Origin of the sequence: Citrobacter sp. Cf088, assembly GCF_030334295.1 — a bacterium.
GTDB lineage: Bacteria > Pseudomonadota > Gammaproteobacteria > Enterobacterales > Enterobacteriaceae > Citrobacter > Citrobacter freundii.
Map to the genome: position 1 here is coordinate 1 of NZ_JAOWEE010000027.1, position 296 is coordinate 296.

Genomic DNA, 296 nt, shown 5'->3' on the forward strand with positions numbered 1-296 from the left:
CGGTAAAAGACCCGCAGGGCCCGGAGCAGCCGGTATTTAAAGACCCGGACGGGTACTACACGCGGGTGCTGCGCAGCCAGGACTTCTCAGGGCCGGGGCGCGGACTGACCATGGTGCGCTATAAAGCGGACCCTGAAAGCAGACCATATCTGCCAACCGACAAAACCGTGCGCTGCGCCGTTAACCACCCGAGTCCGGTGAAGTGAGGTCTGTGATAATGAAAAACGACAGGTTGTGGCTGTGCGCCATTGCGATAGTCGCAGCAGCTGGCTGCGATCAAAACCCCGCCTCAGTCA

At 59.8% G+C, this 296-nt stretch carries 1 pseudogene; it reads left to right on the plus strand.

Annotated elements, in window-relative coordinates:
* Nucleotides 1-206: pseudogene (locus tag OGV71_RS25545) on the plus strand (formylglycine-generating enzyme family protein); the annotation flags it as partial.
* Between the last annotated feature and the right edge of the window lie 90 nt (nucleotides 207-296).